Origin of the sequence: Herbaspirillum sp., from assembly GCF_017744395.1 — a bacterium.
Lineage (GTDB): Bacteria > Pseudomonadota > Gammaproteobacteria > Burkholderiales > Burkholderiaceae_D > Herbaspirillum.
Genome location: NZ_JAGIBI010000001.1, coordinates 248875 through 268751, shown reverse-complemented (window position 1 = coordinate 268751; position 19877 = coordinate 248875). Strand labels below are relative to the sequence as shown.

Genomic DNA, 19877 nt, shown 5'->3' with positions numbered 1-19877 from the left:
GGAGAGAAACATTCCGATAAAATAATCCACACAGGAACCAATTGGGATAGCAATGCAAGACAGACTGGATGGGATCACAACGTTCGTGCAGGTCGTCGAAGCCGGCGGATTTGCGCCCGCGGCAGAGCAACTTGGCCTGACGCGCTCGGCGGTCGGCAAAGCCATCGCGCGTTTGGAAGCACGCTTGGGTGTGTGCCTGCTTCAGCGCAATACGCGCAGCCAAATGCTGACGGCGGAGGGGCAGGCATACTACGAGCGCTGCGTGCGCGCGCTAACGGAGCTGGACGCTGCGGAAGCCGACCTTGAGCACGGCCTCATGGCGCCAAGTGGCCGGCTGCGGGTTAGCGTGCCCGAGGCCTTCGGGCATCTATGCGTCGCGCCGGTCCTGCTGGAGCTGACCCGCCGCTATCCGCAACTGGATATCGACCTGTCGTTCAGCGACCGCTACGTCGACCTGATCGAAGAAGGCTTTGATATCGCCGTGCGCATCGGCCCACTGCAGGACAGCAGTACGCTGGCTGCCCGGCGCCTGGGTACCCAGCACATCAGCATCGGCGCGTCTGCGGACTATCTGTCGCGACACGGCACGCCAGGCAGCCTGGAAGAACTGGACGGGCACACGGCAATCGTACAGTCCCGCACCGGCGTCCCCGCGCCGTGGAGTGCGCAAGTGGGCAGCGGCCATGCACGGCGGCTGGCGATACGGTCTCAGATCAGCATGGATGACGTTCAGGCAATCGCTGCCGCAGCCGTCAAAGGCTACGGCCTGGCCTGGCTCCCTTGCTGGCTATTGAGCAAATACGTGCAAAGCGGTGAACTGGTTCCCGTCCTGGAGAGCTACCGTGCCGTTTCCCAGGAAATCCATGCGGTGTGGCCGCAGGTGCGCCATCTGCGTTGCAAGACCCGGGTTGCCATCGATGCGCTCGTCGCCCATATCCCGGCGATGATAAATCCAGGCAGCCGTTGAACGACACTGGGCCCTGACCTTCGTCAGGGCGACGGAGGTTTTATCAGCCCTGCCATGGCGACTGGCTGACCGGCCTTGCCGCTTACCAGCGATGACTGTAAGTCAGGCTCATCACCGCCCCCGATCCCGGCAACCGGCTGGTGTTATTGCTATTGCGCATCAACTGGCTATACGCAGGAATGTAGTAGCGGTTCAACAGGTTCTCGATCCCCAGCGACACGCTGTCTTTATCGGTCAGTTGATAACGGCTGACCAGATCAAGCGTCGTATAGCTTCCGATGCTCTGGCGACCAAAGGCGGTCTGGCCTTTCAGGCGGTAATCGCGCGCGGCGAAGTAAGTCGCCTGCAGGCGGTTGCTCCACTTGCTGCCCGGCTTGTACTGCACATAAGCCGTCACCTTCATCGGCGGGATCCGGTAGCCGCTCATGATCTGGTCGCTGGTGCTGCCTTGCGGCGTTTCCCGTCCCCACATCATGGTGTAGGTGGCGCCGCCGCCCCAGGCCGAATCGTCCGGCAGATAGTCCGCGCCGGCCTCGATGCCGGTGATCTTCTCTTCCGTGCGCGTCAGGATCAGGCCGTTGTTGAAGCTCTGGATATCCCCCAGCTTCGAGGTCGTGTGAAACACGGTCAGGTTGCCCAGGACATTGCCGGACGCACCGCGCCAGCCCAGCTCGTAGCTGTTGGTCTTCACCGGTTCCAGCGACGATGACGAAATGTTGAATGCCGGCGTGGCGTTGCGAACCTGTACGCCGATGTCAGGCAGCTGGAAGCCCTGGCTGAACGAGGCATAGACCTCATGCCCTGCGACCGGCTTGAACACGACGCCGGCATTGCTCATCCAGGAGCTGAAGGAAACCGAGCCGCCGCGCACCTTTTGCGGCGTGGCCGATTTGCTTTGCGAGAGCGGAATGAAGTCGTCGTAGCTGGCATAGGCGCGCTCATAGCGCAGCCCCACCTCGACCGACCATTGGTCGTTGAACTTGTGCTGCAATTGCCCGAAGCCGCCGATCGAACGGGTCGTGAGCAAGGGCATGTAAAGCAAGGTGCCGGTGCGCTGGAAAACGCGGCCGCCGCTGGCGTCATAGGCGGCGGCATTGAAGATGTCGTCCGGCATGTCGCTGCGTTCCTGGTTGAAATCCAGCCCCCACAGCAGCTTGGTGTTCTCCGCCAGCGGCGTAGTCAATGTGGCCCGGCCGCCCAGCACGCGGGAGTTCTGCATCACCTGGTCGACGTTGTTGCCGCGGGTGGAGACCGCCCGCGCATCGAATGGCGTGAAGCGCGTGAAGTAGTCGCGGTAGTACAACTGGGTCGACAGCGTGCTGCCGAAGACGTCCTGGTTCTGGTAGTCCAGGCTCAGCAGCGTGTTCCTGATCTGGTTCTGGTCAGCCAATTGCAGACCGTCCAGCGGGCGCGCCACGGCGGATCCGGCGGGCAGCTTCGCCACTGCCGGATCGGAGCCGTAGGAACTGTCCTGCTCGGCGACATAGCGGCTCACGGATAACTGCAAACGCTGGTTCTTGTCGATGCGAAATCCCAGCTTGCCGCCCAGCGTGTAGTTGTTGCTGTCGAACAGGTCGCCCTGGCTGGGCTCGGGCGCGATGCGATTGCCCTTGCCCTCGAAGGAGCCGCCCACGTGCTGGTAGCCGATGTTGAACGCGTAATCGACCACGCCATTGCCGCCGGACATGTAATGGTTCACCTCGCCGCCCAGGCCGTCGCTACTCAGGTGCGACAGCGGGGATTTGAGCGTGAAACTGGTTTCCGCATAGGGCTCGCCGCCTGCCGGGCGCGTCGTGACGGCGATGATCCCGCCCGCGGCGCCGGCGCCGTAGATGGCGCTGCTGCCCCGCAATACTTCCACCTTGTCGATGCTGGCCAGGTTCAGGGTAGCCATGTTGCGCGAGGAGTCACGGTTGGTATTGAGCGGAATGCCGTCGACCAGCACCAGCGTATTGCGGCCGCGCAGCGTCTGTCCGTAGTCGGTGATCGTGTGGCTGGAATCGGCCATCCCGGGAACGATCTTGCCCAGCACGGTGGCCAGGCTGTCGGACGACTGGCGCAGTTCGTTCAACTCTTCACGCTCGATGACATTGCTCTGGCGCGTCGGACGGATGATGGTGCTGCTGGTGCGCTGCGCGCTGATTTCGATAGGCTGCAGCTCGCCGATGGTGGCCGCTGCGGCCGCCACCGGTGCTTTCACGGTATAGCCGCCGCCCGGCAGGCGCTGGGCTTGCAGGCCGGTTCCTTGCAACAGGCGGGAAAAGCCTTCGTCGACCGGGTAGGTTCCGGTCAGGCCGGGGCTGTTCTTGCCTTCCAGCAGCCTGGCGTCGAACGACAGGGCCACGCCTGCGCGGGCGGCGAAAGCCTGCAGGGTCTGGGCCAGCGCCCCGGGCGGAATGCTGAAGCTTTGCGCGCCGCCCGCGGCTTCGGCAGCCATGGCAGGCGCCATGCAAGCCAGCGAGGAAATGGCCATTGCCGCTGCCGCGCAATGAATGGCGACCGCCATCGCGGACTTGCGCATGAATGCCTTTTCCACAGGGCGTTTCCGCCCGCCTTCCCCAAGATGTTGTTGTTTCATACTGAACCTTTCGATGTCCGAATTGAGCGTCTTCGTTGGTATGCCCAACGAGAATCGGAAATGGCTCAGTTTTTTTAAAATATTTTTAAGATTACTTCGGCACGATGCGCGCCAAGTAGCGCGTGAAATACCGGATACGCACCGGCATCGTCTGTTCCAGCAAAGTCAGGCTGGCGCCTGTATCGCCCAATGGGAACACCCCGGAAACCGGAAGCGCCGCGACATCGGCATCGACCTGGAGCAAGCCGGCGCGGTATCGCCCCAGCTCGCCCGCGAACATGGCAAGCGGCATCCGGTCCGCCACCAGCATGCCGTTCATCCAGGACAAGCCCAGTTCGTCGCAAGCGTTTATCGCTTCGATACCCTGCGATGAGAAACCTGCCTGATGGCCTGCTTCGATCACTTTGCGCTCCATGGCGGCCCCGGCCGGCGTTACCTCGACCGCGCCCTCATAGACCGCCACCTGGGAACGGCCATCCAACTGCCGCGCCGTGAAACGCGTGCCCAATGGGCGCAGGTTGCCTTCATCGGTTTGCACAATGAACGGGCGCGCCGGATGCTGTTGGTCCGGGGCCGTGGCAACCAGGATTTCGCCCTGAAGCAAGCGGATATGCCGCCAGCGGGCATCGAACCTGACCTGGATTTCGGTTGCCGTATTCATGGTGATCCGGGTACCGTCCTCCAGCACCAGGTTGCGACGCTCTCCCGTGGCCGTCGCTAGCCGCCCTTCCCGCCCGGCCAGCGGCGACAAGCGATACGCACCCCATGCTACCGGCCCTGCGGCCAGCAACACCACCAGCGTTTTGACTGCGGTGCGCCGGGACGATGCCAGGGTATTTTTAAGGGCAGCCGCGCCCGGCGCGGAAATGTCCTGGAATTTATTGCGCAGCATGGCGGCTTTTTGCCACGCCAGTTCATGCTCGGCACTGCGCCCGCGCCATTGGTTGAAGCGCATGCGCGCCGTCGGCGACAACGGGCCATCGTGCATTTCCATCAGCCAGGTGGCGGCTTCTTGCAGGATCTGCGCGGACGGCTGCGCGTGCGGTGATTGCTTGGTCAAGATGAACCCCGTCTCACACAGCGCTCAGGCAATGGGCATAAGCCTTCACCATATGCCGTTTGACTGTGGCCAGCGAGAGATCCAGCATCCCGCAAATATCGGCGTAAGGCAGTCCATCCAATTGGGCCAGCAGGAACACTTGCCGCACCTTCGCCGGCAGCCCATCCAGGATGCGGTCGATCTCGTTCAAGGCTTCGAGCACCTGCAAGCGCTCTTCCGGCGCAGGCTGCACCTGTTCGGGCAACAACGCCAATGCGTCCAGATAGGCTTGCTCCAGGTTCTTCCTGCGGAAATAGGTGTTGACGATGCCTTTGGCAACCGTCGTCAGATAGGCCCTGGGATTGTCCAATTGGCTCGGCAGGCGGCCTGAGAACAGGCGCAGGAAGGTGTCTTGCGCCAGATCCGCCCCCAGGTGCCGGCACTTCAGCTTGCCGCTGAGCCAGTCCGCCAGCCAACCGTGGTGATGGTTGTATAACGCGCCAATTTGTTCATGTACGCCCGCATTGGACATGATTTGTCTTGTTGGCCGCCCCGGCCTCGAATAAATGAGAATAATTCTCACTATATATTAAGTAAGTGGCCTTGCGCAATGCCCTCCAGGAAGCAAGGCCGTTGAGCAACATGACTTGAATCGCCCGTAAAACTGCCATGGGCCAAACACGTTTTACGTATATGGATGTGCAAAGAGATTCGTTCCCAGCCCGCGCGCCTCTCCCTAAGATCGCATGGTCATCACCTGTCATAACAGGTTCAACCAATCCGATCCGCCCCAACGGGAAACGCCATGTCCGCCTTCGAAGCTATCGCCCACTCGCCTGTGCCCCTGTATGTACAGGTCAAGGACCGGCTGCGCGAACGCATCTTCGACGGCACCTATGCCGCGCATGCGCAACTGCCGCCGGAGAGCGAGCTGGGCGCCGTCTTCGGCGTGAGCCGCATCACGGTGCGCCAAGCCCTGTCCGACCTGCAGCGCGAAGGGGCGATCTTCAAGATTCCCGGCAAGGGCACCTTCGTCGCCAAGAAGAAGGCGGCCCAGGAACTCACGCGCCTGGAAGGCTTCGCCGAGGCCATGACGCGCAAGGGCTACGCCATCTACAACCGCGTGACCGGCCATCGCAGCGTGCCGGCCACGCCTGAAGTGGCCGAACGGCTGGGCGTGGAACCCGGCGCCGCGGTCTCGGAGATCCGCCGCATCCGGCATCTCGACCGGGAACCGGTGTCGCTGGAAATCACCTATCTGCCGGAAGAACTGGGCGAACGCTTGCGCCACGAAGACCTGAGCAACCGCGACATCTTCCTGATCTTCGAAAACGACTTTGGCATCCCGCTCGGCCACGCCGACCTGCAGATCGGCGCGGTATCGGCCGACAGCGAACTGGCCGCGGCGCTCCAGGTGGCCGAGGGTTCTGCCCTGCTGCGCATCGAGCGCCTGACCTGTACCGCCGAGGGCAAGCCCTTCGACTTCGAATACCTCTATTTCCGCAGCGAAGCCTTCCAGTACCACCTGCGCATCGCGCGCCGGCCGGAAGCCTCGGCCTGATCTCCAGACTCCTGCAATCCTGAAAGGAAACGCCATGCAAACGCATGTACAGACCGTCGACGTCCTCGTGATCGGCGGCGGCACCGCCGGGCCGATGGCCGCGGCCAAGGCCAAGGAGGCCAATCCGGCGCTGCGCGTGCTGTTGCTGGAAAAAGCCAACGTCAAGCGCAGCGGCGCCATCTCGATGGGCATGGATGGCCTGAACAACGCCATCGTGCCGGGCTTCGCCACGCCCGAGCAGTACGTCAAGGAAATCACCATCGCCAACGACGGCATCGTCAACCAGAAGGCGGTAATGGCCTATGCGCGGAACAGCTTTTCGATGATCGAGGAGCTGGACCGCTGGGGCGTCAAGTTCGAGAAGGACGAGACCGGCGACTACGCCATGCGCAAGGTGCATCACATGGGAACCTACGTGCTGCCCATGCCGGAAGGCCACGACATCAAGAAAGTGCTGTACCGGCGCCTGAAGCGCGCGCGGGTGGAGATCACCAACCGGCTGGTGGCCACGCGCCTGCTGACCGCCGGCGACGGCAGCATCGCCGGCGCCATGGCTTTCGATTGCCGCACCGGCGACTTCCACGTGGTGCGCGCCAAGACCGTGGTGCTGTCCACTGGCGCAGCCGGCCGACTTGGCTTGCCCGCCTCCGGCTACCTGTTCGGTACTTATGAAAATCCGACCAACGCCGGCGACGGCTACAGCATGGCCTATCACGCCGGAGCCGAGTTGTCGGGCATCGAATGTTTCCAGATCAACCCGCTGATCAAGGACTACAACGGCCCGGCCTGCGCCTACGTCACCGGCCCCTTCGGCGGCTTCACCACCAACAGTCACGGCGAGCGCTTCATCGAGTGCGACTACTGGAGCGGCCAGATGATGCAGGAGTTCTACAACGAACTGCAGGGCGGCAACGGCCCGGTGTTCCTCAAGCTGAACCATTTGGCCGAGGAAACCATCAGCACCATCGAAACCATCCTGCACACCAATGAACGCCCCAGCCGCGGCCGCTTCCACGCCGGGCGCGGCACCGACTACCGCCAGCAGATGGTGGAGATGCACATCTCCGAGATCGGCCTGTGCAGCGGCCATTCGGCCTCGGGCGTGTGGGTCAACGAGCATGCCGAGACTACCGTGCCGGGCCTGTACGCCGCCGGCGACCTGGCCTGCGTGCCGCACAACTACATGCTGGGCGCTTTCGTCTACGGCCGCCTGGCCGGGGAAAACGCGGCCCGCTATTGCGCCGACAAGCCGCTGGCCGAGGTCGACGAGCAGCAGGTCGCCGCCGAGCGCGCCCGCGTCTGGGCGCCGCTGGCGCGCCAGGACGGCTTGCCGCCCAACCAGGTCGAATACAAGCTGCGCCGCATGGTCAACGACTACCTGCAGCCGCCCAAGATCACCCGCAAGATGGAAATCGGCCTGCAGCGCTTCGAAGCCATCCATGAAGACCTGGAACGCCTGCAGGCGCGCAACCCGCATGAGCTGATGCGCGCCATGGAAGTCCACGCCATCCGCGACTGCGCCGAAATGGCGGCGCGCGCCTCGCTGTACCGCACCGAGAGCCGCTGGGGGCTGTACCACAACCGCGTCGATTATCCGCAGCGCAACGATGCCGAATGGATGGTGCATGCGCAGTTGCAGAAACAGGATGGCCGCATGGTCAGCTTCAAGCGCGCCGTCGATCCCTACATCGTGCCGCTGGACGACCGGGAGAAATCGGCCTACCAGCATCTGCGCATCAAGAAAGAACCCGAACAGGCCGCCGCCTGAGCCCACGCGAGGACATTCCCATGCCAACCGCCTTTTCCATCACCAACGTTCCCGTCACCATCGACGAAGACAAATGCATTGCCGAAAAAGGCTGCACGGTCTGCGTCGACGTCTGCCCGCTCGATGTGCTGGCCATCGACTTCGACAAGGGCAAGGCCTACATGAAGTTCGACGAGTGCTGGTACTGCATGCCCTGTGAGAAGGACTGCCCGACCGGGGCGGTCCATGTCGACATACCTTACCTGCTGCGCTGACCACGAGGCCGGCAGGCCATTACCCTGGGGAACCCACCATGCAATTGCGCCACACCATTACAACGACATTGTTAGGACTGTCCCTGCTGGCCGCGGGCTCGGCCTCGGCTGGCGCCGAGACCATCCGCATCGCCATCGGCACGCAGGACACCACCATCAACTGCGCCACCGGCGGCCTGCTGATCCGCGAACTCAAGCTGCTGGAAAAATACCTGCCGCATGACGGCAAATACAAGGATGCCCAATACGACATCCAGTGGAAGAACTTCACCTCCGGCGCGCCGCTGACCAATGAGATGGTGGCCGGCAAGCTGGATATCGGCTCCATGGCCGACTTCCCGGGTTCGTTCAACGGCGCTGCCTTCCAGAAGGCCGGCAAGAAGAGCATCTTCATCACCGTGCTGTCGGGCAGCACCACCGGCAGCGGCAACGGCATCGTGGTTCCCAAGGGTTCGCCGGTGCAGTCGCTGGCCGAGCTCAAGGGCAAGATCATCTCCGTGCCCTTCGCCTCGACCGCGCACGGCATGCTGCTGCGCGCCGTGAAGGACCAGGGCTGGGATCCGGAGAAGGACGTCAACATCATTACCCAAGCGCCTGAGGTGGCGGGCTCGGCCCTGCAAAGCAACAAGATCGAGGCGCATGCCGATTTCGTGCCGTTCGCCGAACTGTTCCCGCACCGCGGTTACGCGCGCAAGATCTTCGACGGCTCGCAGGCCGACACGCCGACCTTCCACGGCAGCCTGGTCGATGCCGACTATGCGAAGAAGTATCCCGAGGTCGTGGTGGCCTTCCTGCGCGCGGCCATCGAGGCCAACCGCCTCATCGCCGCCGAGCCCGAGAAGTACAGCGAACTGATCGAAAAGGTGACCGGCATCGAGGCCGAGATCGACTACCTGTTCCACGGCCCGCTCGGCCTGCAGACGCGCGACTTCACCTGGAAGCCGGAATACCGGCAGGCGGTCAAGACTTCGGTCGATACGCTCAAGGCCATGAAGCGCACCGAGACCGACCTCGATCCCAACACCTTCGTCGACGACCAGTACCTCCGCGCCGCCTTCAAGCAATCCGGGCTGGACTATGAAGCGCAACTGAAGAACTACGCCAAGCTGCCGCTGACCGGCAAGGACGCGCTGACCGGCAAGCCCATCGCCGATCCCAAGCGGGTCGGCCAGATCTGGGTGCAGGGCGAACCGCTGGTGCGCCACTACGCGACGCTGGGAACGGCGCTGGCCGAGGCCCGCAAGCTGGAACAGTCCGGCAGGAAGATCCGCACCGTCTACGCGCACGACCGCGACACCGGCCTGAAGCTGCTGGCGGCGGACGCCTGGTACGTACAGGGTAAGAACGAGACCAGCGCCTTCCTGCTCAAGCACGCGGCCGAGGCATGGGCCAGGAAGAACGGCGGCGCCGTGCTCGACTTCAACGCGGCCAAGGCCGGCGCCGTCTGATGCTTCCGCCACAAGGAAACCGACCATGACCCTGAGTTCATCGTTGCCGGTGCAGGAAGATGCGCGAGTGGCCGCCGATCCCGCGCCGGCCGGCGCCGGCCAGCCCGGCCAATGGCGGCGGCATGCCTTGCGCATCGCATCGATCGCGGTTTGCCTGCTGCTCTGGCAGTGGGCGTCGCAGCACCGGCTCAATCTCGGCCTGGTCACGTTCCAGAACGTCCCGGCGCCGGCCGAGGTGCTGGCGGCGGCCTGGACGCTGGCGCAATCGCCCAAACTGCTGTCGCACCTGTGGGCCAGCCTGGTGCGGGTGCTTGCCGGCTTTGCCGCGGCCGCCGCAGCCGGCATCCTGCTGGGCATGCTGATCGGCCGGTTGCGCTGGCTGTCCGACGTGCTGCTGCCGCCGCTGGAGCTGCTGCGGCCGATTCCGGCGGTAGCCTGGATTCCATTGGCGATCCTGATGTTTCCCTCGTCGGAGCTATCGATGATCTACATCACCTTCATCGGCGCCCTGTTCCCCATCCTGCTCAATACCATCCACGGCGTGGAAGGCGTCGACCCGCGCCTGGTCGCTTCCGCCCGCAGCCTGGGCAGCGGCCGGCGCGCGGTATTTTCCCAGGTGATCCTGCCGGCGGCCGCGCCCAGCATCGTCACCGGCCTGTCGATCGGCATGGGCACGGCCTGGTTCTGCCTGGTGACGGCCGAGATGATCGCCGGCCAGTTCGGCATCGGCTATTACACCTGGGCTTCCTACACCATCCAGAACTACAGCGACATCGTGGTCGGGATGATGTTCATCGGCATCATGGGCATGGTCAGCAGCATGGCGATCCGCAAGATCGGCGACCTGCTGATGCCCTGGTATCTGCTGCAGAGGTAAGACATGGCCACCAGACAACCCGGCGCCGTCGCCATCGACCGCCTGACCATCGAACTCGGCGCCGGCCGGCGCCGCTTCGCAGCGCTGCAAGAGGTATCGCTCGACATCGCCCCCGGCGAATTCGTATGCGTGCTGGGCCCTTCCGGCTGCGGCAAGTCGACCCTGCTGGGCGCGCTGGCCGGCCATCTGGCGTCCGGCGCCGGACAGGTCAGGGTCGACGGCGCCGCCGTCTCCGGCCCGCATCCCGAGCGCGGCCTGGTGTTCCAGCACCATACGCTGTTCCCCTGGCAACGCGTGATCGACAACGTCGCCTTCGGCCTGAAGATGAAAGGCATCCCGCGCGCGCAACGCCATGAGAAGGCGCGCGAGCTGCTGGAACTGGTCGGCCTGGCCGGCTTCGAACACAGCTATCCGGCCCAGCTGTCGGGTGGCATGCAGCAGCGGGTGGAGATCGCCCGCGTGCTGATCAACCATCCGCGCCTGATGCTCATGGATGAGCCGTTCGGCGCGCTGGATGCGCAGACCCGCCTGAAGATGCAGGAGCTGCTGCTGGATGTCTGGTCCCGGATCCCGACCACCATCCTGTTCATCACCCACGACATCGACGAAGCGCTGTTCCTGGCCGACCGCATCCTGGTGATGAGCCCGCGCCCCGGGCGCATCATCGAAGAACTGCGCATCGACTTTCCGCGGCCGCGCGAGGCCGGCCTGGTCACCTCGCCGCGCTTCATCGAACTGAAGCGCCATTGCCTGGCCCTGCTGCATCCGCAGGCCAAGGCCATCCCGCTGGAAAGGCTGAGCCCGCTCGGGGCCACGCTTTCCGAAGTCCAATTTGCCATTTGAGGAAATGAAGTGAACGCAGCAGATTTCGCCACGTATGACGATGACACCGAAGCGCTCCGCCAACGCCTGCGCGATCCCGATGCGGCGGTGCGCCGCATCGCCGTGCTGGACCTGATCGATGTGGCCGGCGACGAGCACGCGCCGCTGTTGGTGGCGGCGCTGGCTGACACCTCTCCCGCCGTGCGCCTGGAAGCGGCGCGCGCCCTGGAAGCCTTCGAAAGCCCCGCCAGCGTAGCCGGCATCGTGCCGCTGCTGCGCGACGAAGACCTGGAAGTGCGGGAAGCCGCCGCCCATGCACTGAGCGAACTGAAGCACCCCGAATCGGCGCAACTGCTGCTGCCTCATGCCCGCGACGAGCATCCCTTCGTCCTGGTTTCGATCCTGCGCGGCTTGCGCGAACTGCGGGTAGCCGCCAGCTTCGATCCGGCCCTGGACGCGCTGGCGCACAGCGATCCGCTGGTGCGGCGCGAAGCGGTCGCCGTCCTCGGCTACCTGAAGGACAACCGCGCCATCGCCGCCTTGATGCATCTGGCCGCGAAAGACCGCGAAGCCGAAGTGCGCCGCGCCGCGACCGGCGCCCTGGGCTTCTCGCAAGGCATCCAGGCCCTGCCGGCGCTGCTGGCAGCATTGCGCGACGCCGCCTGGCAAGTCCGGGAAGAAGCGGCGACCACCTTGGGAAAACTGAAGCCGGCCAGCGCGCTGGAACCGCTCATCGCCGCGCTGGACGATCCCTACTGGCAAGTCCGCTTGCGCGCCGCGCGCAGCCTGGGCCGCCTGCGCGATCGCGCGGCAGTGGAACCGCTACTGGTGACGCTGACGCACGAGATCAGCAACCTGCGCAAGGAAGCGGCACTGGCGCTGGGCGAGATCGGCGATGCCGCTGCCCTGCCCGCCTTGCAACGGGCGGAACAGGATGCCGATCCGGAAGTGCGCAAGTCGGTGCGGCTGGCCCTGGAACAGATCCGCGCAGCCGCCTGAACGCCATCGCCATGCCGCATCCCCTCCACCTCACCAACCAGACCGGCAGCGCGGCCTTGCACATCGAATGGGATGACGACCGCCACCAGGTGCTCTCCTACTTCGCACTGCGCCAGGCTTGCCGCTGCGCCGATTGCAAGGCCTATACGCAACGCACCGGGCAAGCGCTGGAACCCGATCCCGGCGTGCGCCTGGAAACGCTGGCGCCGGTGGGGCAATACGGCGTTCAACTGATATTTAGCGACGGGCATGAGCGTGGCATCTACCCGTGGCAATTTCTTCGGGAGTTCGGCTAAACCTGCCCGGCCCTCGTCTCTTTGATGCGAATGAAAAAGGTCATCAAGAAGGAAATCACAAGCAGCACCGCCAGGAACAGCAGGCCGAGGGTCGCGCTGTTTTCCTTGCCTTTCACATAGCCGATGAGCGACGGGCCTACGAAACCGCCGAGATTGCCCAGCGAATTGATGACGGCAATCGAAACCGCCGCGGTCTCACGCGAGAGGAACAATGTCGGCAGCGCCCAGAACGGCGATTTGAACGCATACAGCCCCGCCAGGCTCAGGCTGATGAGCAAGATCGACACATAAGGATTGCCGACATACGCGATACTGCCCATGGCTGCCGCCGCGACTGCCAGGGGAATGGCCGAGTGCAGGCGGCGCTCGACACGCCGGTCCGAACTCCTGGACCACAGCACCATGACGATGGTGGCGAACAGGTAGGGAATCATCGCAATCAGGCCGACCTGGGTGTGCGTAAGCGAAGATGCGAAACCCTTGATGATCTGCGGCATCCAGTAACCGACGCCGAGGCTGCCGCACTGGTACACAAAGTAGATAAAGGACAGGTACAGCACCTTCGGATTGGTCATGGTCTTGACGGTACTGAGGTGCTTGGCCTCAGGCTTGGCCTGGCGATCCTTTTCCAGTTCATCGAGGATCCACGCCTTTTCCTGGTCGGTCAGCCATTTGGCGTCTTGAGGCCTATCGATCAGGTAGAAATAGCAAAACAAACCGCCAATGACTGCCGGCACGCCCTCCAGCACCAGCATCCAGCGCCAGCCGCTCCAGCCAAACCAGTGGACGTTATCCATGATCCAGGTCGAGAGCGGCGCACCGATGATGTAGGAAACGGGGATAGCGGCAGTGAACAGCGCCACCGTCGTCGCCAGTTCCTTTTGCCGGAACCAGTAGGTCAGGTAGACGATGATCCCGGGGAAGAAGCCTGCCTCGGCCACGCCCAGCAGAAAGCGCAGCACGTAGAGCTGTGTCGCGTTCTGCACGAAGCCGCACGCCACCGACACCAGCCCCCAGCTCAACAGGATGCGGGCGATCCAGCGGCGCGCGCCGAACTTGTTGAGCATGACGTTGCTCGGCACTTCGAACAGGAAGTAGCCGATGAAGAAGATGCCGGAAATGAAACCGAACGCTTCCGCGGACAGCGCCAGCTCCTTGTTCATCTGCAGGGCCGCATAGCCGATGTTGGCGCGGTCCAGGTACGAGATGATGTACAGGATGAAGACGAAAGGAATGATCTTGGAGGTGATCTTCCGGACCAGCGCGCGTTCGTTGATGGTCTGATTTGTTTGCATGGTGTGACTGCCGGCGGGTCGCCGGCATCCTGAAAAGGGAATGAAACGGCAGCGGCCTGGATTACGAGAACACCATGCAGACCGGACTGCCCGATGCCACGGAGAAGCCGGTCGGATGGAGCGAGCCGTCGACCCGCAGGGAGAAGGCGACGATGGAATCGCTGTCTTCATTCAATGCGTACAGGAAACGGTTATCCGGGGTAATGGCGAAGAAGCGCGGCGTCTTGCCCTGCGTCTGCACCACGGCGCCGGCCTTCAACAGGCCGGTTTGCTGGTCGATGTGGAAGGACGCGATGCTGTCGTAACCGCGGTTGGAGGCGTACAGGAAGCGTCCGGTCTTGTCGATCTCGATTTCCGAGGCCCGGCTATTCCCGGTGAAGCTTTCCGGCAAGGTGCTCAGGATCTGCTTCGGCGCCAGGCTGCCGTCTTCCGCGGAATACGCATAGGCCGTCACGGTCGAATCCAGTTCGTTGACGACGTAGGCCATCGGCAGGCGCTGGTGGAAAGCAATGTGGCGCGGGCCGGCGGTTTCGCGCGATACGACAAACGGCTTGCCGGCCGGCGTGAGCTTGCCGTCGGCGAAACGGAACGTGAAGGTACGGTCCAGCCCCTTGTCCGGCACCACGACGAACTTGCCGCTCGGATCGAACGGGTTGAAGTGCGGCTTGGACAGCTTCTGCTCCACCCGGTGCGGCCCGGTCGGCCCTTCCAGCGTAACCAGTTGCGTCATTTCCTGCAGCGAACCGTCGACCGCAATCGGCAGCACCGCCAGGCTGGAGCCGAGGTGATTCGACACCACTACATACTTGCCGCTCGGGTCGATTGCCAGGTGCACCGGGTTCTTGCCATGAGTGCTCTTGCGGTTGATGAAGCTCAGCTTGCCGCTGGCCCGGTCGACCTTGAAGGCGCTGATGTCGGACAGGTCGCCGTGCACCGTGTACAGATATTGGCCGTCCTTGCTCAAGGCCAGGAACGATGGATTGACCAGATCCTTCACCAATTGCACCAGCTCCAGGTTCCCGGTCGCGGTATCGACCTTGAAGACGCTGATCCCATCTCCGCGCGCGTTGCGTTCCCGCGTCGTGCGGCAGCCAACGTAAGCAAACATTGCATTTCCTTTCGTAGTGGTGAGTGCCGCGGCACCCTGGTTTGTTGTTCCTGCGGCACAGCCGGTCAATCCCCAGGCGGCCAATCCACCTGCCGCCCCCAAGGCTTGCAGTACCAGTCGACGCCCTGGCTCAGCGGCTTGCGGAGCGGGTTCTGGCATGTTTTTTCCTCGATGCATCGTGTCGTCTCCGTCGGTTGATGATTTGTTCTTTTCTTTATATTGCATTTTTCAATAAAAATATGCAAGAATGATTTATGCGAAATTTATCCTCATCCGCGCCGGGCGTTCTTGCGCATGCCGGCGACACTTACCTCCTGGTGGATCTGCCGGCCCAGTTCGGCCCGCGCTTGCGCGAGTTGCCGGTCGTGCTGCGCATCCTTCTTGAAAACATCATCCGCAATACGAGCGGACAAGAGCGTGAGGACGCGGTCGCGGCGGTTTTCGACTGGCTCGACGAGGGAACCAGCGAAGCGGAAATCGCCTTCCAGCCCGGCCGCGTGCTGATGCACGACACGACCAGCACGCCGGCGCTGGTGGACATCGCTGGCATGCGGGATGCGCTGGCCGAAGCGGGCTGGGATCCGACCGCGCTGAACCCGGGCCTGCCCGTGGACATCTCGGTGGATCATTCACTGGCGGTGGAATTTTTTGCGGAGAAAGATGCCATCGCGCGCAACCTGAAGCTGGAAGTCAAACGCAACGGCGAGCGCTACAGCTTCCTGCGCTGGGCTTCGAAGGTGATGCGCGGCGTGCGGATCCATCCGCCCGGCACCGGCATCATGCACACCATCAACCTGGAGCAACTGGCCACCGTCGTGACCACCGAAGTGCGCGACGGCCAGGCCTGGGTAGTGCCCGATACGTTGATCGGCACCGACAGCCACACGCCGATGATCAACGGCATCGGCGTGCTCGGCTGGGGCGTCGGCGGGCTGGAGGCGCAGACTGTGATGTTCGGCATGCCGACCATGATGCGCATTCCGGACGTCATCGGCGTCAGGCTCACCGGGAATCTGCAGCCGGGCGTCCAGGCCACCGACCTGGCCCTGACCGTGACCCAGCGCCTGCGCGCCATCGGCGTGTCTGGAGAGTTTGTGGAATTCTATGGCCCGGGCGTAGCCGCCCTGTCGGCCGGAGAGCGTTCGGTGGTTGCCAACATGGCCCCCGAATACGGCGCAAGCTCGGGCTACTTCCCGATCGACGACGCCACCATCCAATATTTGCGCGAAACCGGCCGGCCCGCGGCGTTGCTCGACCTGGTGCAGGCATATGCCAAGCGCAATGCCTTCTGGTACGAACCGGACAACGCCCCTCGCTACACCAAGACCATCGAAGTGGATCTGGAGCAGATCGGGATGCACATCGCCGGTCCGCGCCGTCCGCAAGATCTGCTCCCGTTCGACCGGCTGGCCGCCACGGTGGCGGCGCTCGGCTTCCGGCCCAAACATGAAGGCGGCCCGCTGCCGAAACATCCCATCGCCATCGCCGCCATCACCAGTTGCACCAATACCTCGGATCCGGCCCTGCTGGCCGCCGCCGGACTGGTGGCCCGCAAGGCGCGCGCGCTGGGCCTGAAAGTCCCCCGCTGGGTCAAGACCTCGCTTGGTCCCGGCTCGCCCGCCGCGGCCGATTACCTGGCGCGCGCTGGCCTGATCGATGACCTCTCCGCCGTCGGCTTCGACATCGTCGGCTATGGTTGCACCACCTGCATCGGCAACTCCGGCCCGTTGACCGCGCCGATCCAGCAGGCCCTGGCCGCCGACGATATCCACCCGGTCGCCGTTCTCTCCGGCAACCGCAATTTCCCCGGCCGCGTGCATCCGGACCTGGATCTCGGCTTCCTGATGTCGCCGGCACTGGTGATCGTTCACGCGCTGGCCGGCGACGCCATGGTCGATGTCGCCAGCATGCCGATACAGCACACCGCCGAAGGCGTGCCGGTGTTCCTGGCCGACCTGTGGCCGAGCCGCGAAGACATCGATGCCGCCGTGCGCGCCGGCGTGCGCGCGGAAGATTTCCCCAAGGCCTTCGCCATCGCCGCCGCAAATCCGCTCTGGCACGCCCTGCAAGTGCCTGATGCCCCGCGCTTCCCCTGGTCGCCCGCCTCGACGGCATTGCGCCGCCCGCCGTTCGCCTCGCTGGAGGAAGGCACGCAGCTCGGCCGCTTCAGCGCCTATCCGCTGCTGGTGCTGGGCGATGACATCACCACCGATCACATCTCCCCGGCCAGCGCCATCCCCAAGGACAGCTTCGTCGCGGATTTCCTGGTCGGGCGTGGCGACGATCGCAACGACCTGAATGTGTTCGCCTCGCGCCGCGGCAACTGGGAAGTGATGATGCGCGCGGCGTTCTACAGCAAAACCCTGCGCAACCTGCTGGCGCCCGATGCGCCTGTGGGGCAGACCTTGCATGTGCCAAGCGGCGACATCGCGCCGATCTTCGAAGTGGCGGCGCGCTACCGCGAAGCAGGGGAATCGGTGGTGCTGCTGGCCGGCGAACGCTACGGTACCGGTTCCTCACGCGACTGGGCCGCCAAGGGCCAACGCCTGCTGGGCATCCGCACGGTGCTGGCGATGAGCTTCGAACGCATCCACCGCTCCAACCTGATCGGCATGGGCATCCTGCCGCTGCGCCTGCCCCAGGGCATGACGCCGGCCGCGCTGAACATCCGGCCCGGCGACCGGATCGAAATCGATGCCGATGCAGACAAGCTGCAACCGCGCTGCGACATCGCGGTGCGCCTGGTCAGGAATGACGGAACAGTGGAAAGCATCATCGCCCGCGCCGCCGTGGAAACGCAGCTTGAGACAGAGCTTCTGCGACGCGGCGGCGTGATCCCGTTTATCCTGAGAAACGCGATCGCGGCGCAGCGTCAGTCATAATAGGAGAATCGGGCCGCCCGGCCCCAACAGCCATGACGACGATGGACGCGGAATCCTCTATTTCGAAACAAATTGTGGAACTGGTGAAAAGCCAGTCCTGGGAAGTCGGCACCCATTTGCCGGCCCAGATGCTGGCCGACCGCCTGCGGGTGTCGCGCCAGCCGATCAATACCGCCCTCGCGCTCTTGCACGAGAACGGCCTGCTGACCCGCGAAAAGAACAAAGGCTATTTCGTCGCCGACGGTTTTTCTGAAAAAACCTCGGACATCGTCCAGGCGCTCGGCCTGGAAGAGAACGATGTCGTGACATCGGTCTATTTCCGCATCGCCGACGACCTGCTCAAGGGCGATTTGCCCCAGGAATTTTCGGAACAACTGATCAAGAATACGTACAACCTGACCGCTTCCCAGCTCAACGCCGTCCTAAGCCGAATCGCCAAGGAAGGCTGGGCCGAGCGCAAGCCGGGCTATGGCTGGATCTTCTCCAGCATGCTGCTCACCCCCGATAGCCTGCTGCAATCGTACCGCCTGCGCCTGGCGCTGGAGCCTGCCGCCCTGCTGGAACCCGGTTTCAGGATCGAACGCGAAGTGCTGGAGCGCTGCCGCGCTACCGAACTCCACCTGCTCGATGGCGGCATCGAAACCGCCACCGCGGACGAGCTGCATAACCGCGGCGTACGCTTCCATGAAAGCCTGGTGGAAGCTTCCGGCAACGCCTTTTTCATCGATACCATCAAGCGCGTGAACCGGGTGCGCCGCCTTTTGTCGTACCGCTCGATGCGCCGGCGCGACCGCTATCCCGAACATTGCCGCCAGCACCTGCACATCCTGGAACTGCTGGAACGGGAGCGCAACGAAGAAGCCTCGGCGTTCATGAAAGAACACCTGCAATACACCCTGTCTTCCATCGCCAAGATCGGAGACATCCTTCAACCCTGACATCCACCGAACCGGCCATGCACCTGACTCCCCACATCCGCTCCGCCTTCACCCCGACCGGCAAGCTGCGCGCCTCGATCAACCTGGGCAACCCCATCCTCGCCAACAAGGATGCCTCCGGCGCGCCCTGCGGCGTTTCGGTCGACCTGGCTCGCGCCTTGGCGAAGGAACTCGATGCCGAACTGGAACTGGTCGTGTTCGATGCCGCCGGCAAGTCGGTGGAAGCGGTAGCGGCGGAGCAGGCCGATTTCGGTTTCTTCGCCATCGACCCGGTGCGGGGCGAACAGATCGCCTTCACCGATGCCTATGTGCTGATCGAGGGCTTCTACCTGGTCAAGAACGATTCCCCGCTGCGCAGCAACGACGAAGTCGACGTCGCCGGCCATCGGGTAGTGGTCGGCAAAGGCAGCGCATACGACCTCTACCTGACCCGCACCCTGCAAAACGCAACCATCCTGCGCGCCCCCACCTCGCCTGCCGTCGTCGATTTCTTCCTCAAGGAAGGCGCGGAAGTCGCGGCCGGCGTCAAACAGCAGTTGGAACACGACGCCGCCCAGCTTGGCGGCCTGCGCCTGCTCAATGAACGCTTCATGGTGATCCGGCAGGCAATGGGCACACCCAAGAGCCGCGGTCCGGAGGCGGCCGCATTCCTGTCGGCGTTTGTGGAAAAGATGAAGGCTAATGGCTTTGTCGCCGGAGCATTGCAGCGGCACGGCATCATCGGGGCTTCGGTGGCGCCAGGCAGGGAGGCGGCCTGAAACACAACACTTCCTTCAATCCGTGGTAAAAAGACAGGGAATCCCTTTCAATCAGGAGCAGCCATGTATCAGCGATACAACGAAAGCACGGTAGATCTGAAGGAATTGATGACGACCGCGCCCCTCAGCCGGGAAGCGCATGCAGCCTATCTTCGGGAGAAAGTGGATACCCGGCGGCTAATGGAAGATGCGAGGGAAGAAGCCAGGCAAAGGAAAGAAGAGGCGCTCTGAGCGCGCAGGCGACAACGCAGAAAGATTTCTCCCCCCGCCTCCCCTCCGGTGGCGGG

18 protein-coding genes are annotated in these 19877 nt (G+C 63.7%); 13 read left to right on the top strand and 5 right to left on the bottom strand.

All coding sequences use genetic code 11. From position 1 onward, the window contains the following. Positions 1-52 precede the first annotated feature (52 nt). Positions 53-967 (top strand): LysR family transcriptional regulator, encoded by a 915-nt coding sequence (locus J7548_RS01200; RefSeq protein WP_290969239.1) that lies wholly within the window; start codon positions 53-55, stop codon positions 965-967. An 82-nt stretch (positions 968-1049) separates the two neighbouring features. Here J7548_RS01200 and J7548_RS01195 read toward each other — a convergent pair whose 3' ends face one another. The 3 genes from J7548_RS01195 to J7548_RS01185 form a co-directional block, all read right to left on the bottom strand. Further along, the gene (locus J7548_RS01195) at positions 1050-3488 is read right to left on the bottom strand and encodes a TonB-dependent receptor (protein ID WP_290969235.1); all 2439 of its coding nucleotides are present in this window, start codon (positions 3486-3488) and stop codon (positions 1050-1052) included. A 148-nt stretch (positions 3489-3636) separates the two neighbouring features. After that, the gene (locus tag J7548_RS01190) at positions 3637-4605 is read right to left on the bottom strand and encodes a FecR family protein (RefSeq protein WP_290969232.1); all 969 of its coding nucleotides are present in this window, start codon (positions 4603-4605) and stop codon (positions 3637-3639) included. Between the two features lie 13 nt (positions 4606-4618). Then, positions 4619-5116 (bottom strand): sigma-70 family RNA polymerase sigma factor, encoded by a 498-nt coding sequence (locus J7548_RS01185; protein WP_290969230.1) that lies wholly within the window; start codon positions 5114-5116, stop codon positions 4619-4621. A gap of 273 nt (positions 5117-5389) precedes the next feature. Here J7548_RS01185 and J7548_RS01180 point away from each other — a divergent pair, with 273 nt between their 5' ends. From J7548_RS01180 to J7548_RS01145, 8 genes are read left to right on the top strand one after another with little or no spacing between them, the layout of a single operon-like run. Continuing rightward, positions 5390-6145, top strand: coding sequence for a GntR family transcriptional regulator (locus J7548_RS01180; protein ID WP_290969228.1), 756 nt, complete (start codon positions 5390-5392; stop codon positions 6143-6145). A 34-nt stretch (positions 6146-6179) separates the two neighbouring features. Then, complete coding sequence (locus tag J7548_RS01175) at positions 6180-7913, top strand: fumarate reductase/succinate dehydrogenase flavoprotein subunit (protein ID WP_290969226.1); 1734 nt, start codon at positions 6180-6182, stop codon at positions 7911-7913. A gap of 20 nt (positions 7914-7933) precedes the next feature. Then, complete coding sequence (locus tag J7548_RS01170) at positions 7934-8167, top strand: ferredoxin family protein (protein ID WP_290969224.1); 234 nt, start codon at positions 7934-7936, stop codon at positions 8165-8167. 38 nt (positions 8168-8205) lie between these two features. Next, complete coding sequence (locus J7548_RS01165) at positions 8206-9615, top strand: ABC transporter substrate-binding protein (RefSeq protein ID WP_290969221.1); 1410 nt, start codon at positions 8206-8208, stop codon at positions 9613-9615. Between the two features lie 25 nt (positions 9616-9640). Then, positions 9641-10492 (top strand): ABC transporter permease, encoded by an 852-nt coding sequence (locus J7548_RS01160; protein WP_290969218.1) that lies wholly within the window; start codon positions 9641-9643, stop codon positions 10490-10492. A gap of 3 nt (positions 10493-10495) precedes the next feature. Further along, positions 10496-11335, top strand: a complete 840-nt coding sequence (locus tag J7548_RS01155) for an ABC transporter ATP-binding protein (protein ID WP_290969215.1) — start codon at positions 10496-10498, stop codon at positions 11333-11335. A 9-nt stretch (positions 11336-11344) separates the two neighbouring features. Next, positions 11345-12313: a HEAT repeat domain-containing protein gene (locus J7548_RS01150; protein WP_290969212.1), complete on the top strand. Its 969-nt coding sequence runs from the start codon at positions 11345-11347 to the stop codon at positions 12311-12313. Between the two features lie 11 nt (positions 12314-12324). Beyond that, positions 12325-12609, top strand: coding sequence for a DUF971 domain-containing protein (locus tag J7548_RS01145; RefSeq protein ID WP_290969209.1), 285 nt, complete (start codon positions 12325-12327; stop codon positions 12607-12609). Here the strand turns inward: J7548_RS01145 and J7548_RS01140 are convergent. Together J7548_RS01140 and J7548_RS01135 are read right to left on the bottom strand one after the other, a co-directional pair. Further along, positions 12606-13904 carry an MFS transporter gene (locus tag J7548_RS01140; protein ID WP_290969207.1) on the bottom strand — a complete coding sequence of 433 codons (1299 nt, stop codon included), beginning with the start codon at positions 13902-13904 and terminating at the stop codon, positions 12606-12608. The two genes, J7548_RS01145 and J7548_RS01140, sit on opposite strands and share 4 nt — an antisense overlap. Positions 13905-13965: 61 nt before the next feature. After that, complete coding sequence (locus tag J7548_RS01135; RefSeq protein ID WP_290969205.1) at positions 13966-15012, bottom strand: beta-propeller fold lactonase family protein; 1047 nt, start codon at positions 15010-15012, stop codon at positions 13966-13968. Between the two features lie 254 nt (positions 15013-15266). On the opposite strand from J7548_RS01135, the gene acnA reads away from it, so the two are divergent. The 4 genes from acnA (at position 15267) to J7548_RS01115 (ending at position 19821) form a co-directional block, all read left to right on the top strand. After that, the gene (gene acnA, locus J7548_RS01130; protein WP_290969203.1) at positions 15267-17894 is read left to right on the top strand and encodes an aconitate hydratase AcnA; all 2628 of its coding nucleotides are present in this window, start codon (positions 15267-15269) and stop codon (positions 17892-17894) included. Positions 17895-17926: 32 nt separating this feature from the next. Next, positions 17927-18832 (top strand): GntR family transcriptional regulator, encoded by a 906-nt coding sequence (locus tag J7548_RS01125; protein ID WP_290969201.1) that lies wholly within the window; start codon positions 17927-17929, stop codon positions 18830-18832. Positions 18833-18849: 17 nt separating this feature from the next. Continuing rightward, positions 18850-19590 (top strand): ABC transporter substrate-binding protein, encoded by a 741-nt coding sequence (locus J7548_RS01120; RefSeq protein ID WP_290969199.1) that lies wholly within the window; start codon positions 18850-18852, stop codon positions 19588-19590. A 63-nt stretch (positions 19591-19653) separates the two neighbouring features. Next, complete coding sequence (locus tag J7548_RS01115) at positions 19654-19821, top strand: hypothetical protein (protein ID WP_290969196.1); 168 nt, start codon at positions 19654-19656, stop codon at positions 19819-19821. The last annotated feature ends 56 nt before the right edge of the window (positions 19822-19877 follow it).

Coding starts and splice junctions, on each gene's coding strand:
- J7548_RS01115 (WP_290969196.1), top strand. CDS start 19,654: ATGTATCAGCGATACAACGAAAGCACGGTAGATCTGAAGGAATTGATG.
- J7548_RS01175 (WP_290969226.1), top strand. CDS start 6,180: ATGCAAACGCATGTACAGACCGTCGACGTCCTCGTGATCGGCGGCGGC.
- J7548_RS01200 (WP_290969239.1), top strand. CDS start 53: ATGCAAGACAGACTGGATGGGATCACAACGTTCGTGCAGGTCGTCGAA.
- J7548_RS01125 (WP_290969201.1), top strand. CDS start 17,927: ATGACGACGATGGACGCGGAATCCTCTATTTCGAAACAAATTGTGGAA.
- J7548_RS01120 (WP_290969199.1), top strand. CDS start 18,850: ATGCACCTGACTCCCCACATCCGCTCCGCCTTCACCCCGACCGGCAAG.
- J7548_RS01135 (WP_290969205.1), bottom strand. CDS start 15,012: ATGTTTGCTTACGTTGGCTGCCGCACGACGCGGGAACGCAACGCGCGC.
- acnA (WP_290969203.1), top strand. CDS start 15,267: ATGCGAAATTTATCCTCATCCGCGCCGGGCGTTCTTGCGCATGCCGGC.
- J7548_RS01160 (WP_290969218.1), top strand. CDS start 9,641: ATGACCCTGAGTTCATCGTTGCCGGTGCAGGAAGATGCGCGAGTGGCC.
- J7548_RS01145 (WP_290969209.1), top strand. CDS start 12,325: ATGCCGCATCCCCTCCACCTCACCAACCAGACCGGCAGCGCGGCCTTG.
- J7548_RS01165 (WP_290969221.1), top strand. CDS start 8,206: ATGCAATTGCGCCACACCATTACAACGACATTGTTAGGACTGTCCCTG.
- J7548_RS01155 (WP_290969215.1), top strand. CDS start 10,496: ATGGCCACCAGACAACCCGGCGCCGTCGCCATCGACCGCCTGACCATC.
- J7548_RS01185 (WP_290969230.1), bottom strand. CDS start 5,116: ATGTCCAATGCGGGCGTACATGAACAAATTGGCGCGTTATACAACCAT.
- J7548_RS01170 (WP_290969224.1), top strand. CDS start 7,934: ATGCCAACCGCCTTTTCCATCACCAACGTTCCCGTCACCATCGACGAA.
- J7548_RS01180 (WP_290969228.1), top strand. CDS start 5,390: ATGTCCGCCTTCGAAGCTATCGCCCACTCGCCTGTGCCCCTGTATGTA.
- J7548_RS01195 (WP_290969235.1), bottom strand. CDS start 3,488: ATGCGCAAGTCCGCGATGGCGGTCGCCATTCATTGCGCGGCAGCGGCA.
- J7548_RS01140 (WP_290969207.1), bottom strand. CDS start 13,904: ATGCAAACAAATCAGACCATCAACGAACGCGCGCTGGTCCGGAAGATC.